The organism is Pseudomonas sp. HY7a-MNA-CIBAN-0227 (genome assembly GCF_040310325.1).
Lineage (GTDB): Bacteria > Pseudomonadota > Gammaproteobacteria > Pseudomonadales > Pseudomonadaceae > Aquipseudomonas.
The window spans coordinates 1-241 of sequence record NZ_JBEOPT010000329.1 but is presented as its reverse complement, the minus strand read 5'-3'; the positions used below and the strand labels follow the sequence as shown (position 1 = coordinate 241).

The window sequence follows — 241 nt, the reverse complement described above, 5'->3', positions numbered from 1 at the left end:
AGATTGGGTTGGCAGTAGTCGCCACGACTTTTACTCTAATTGCAGTATTTTTGCCCACCGCTTTTATGGGTGGTATTGTCGGTCAGTTCTTTCGTCAGTTTGGTTGGACGGCCGCCTTATCAATTTTTGCCTCATTAATGGTGGCGCGTTTGATCACGCCCATGATGGCGGCCTATATCCTACGACCAGAAAAAAAGTACGTCGAAAAACAAAGCAAAATGATGACGTGGTATCTCAAGAT

General features: G+C 45.2%; 1 protein-coding gene. It reads left to right on the top strand.

What is annotated here, in order from left to right; genetic code table 11:
• On the top strand, positions 1-241 hold a 241-nt coding region (locus tag AAEZ06_RS28135), incomplete at both ends, for an efflux RND transporter permease subunit (RefSeq protein WP_350617484.1).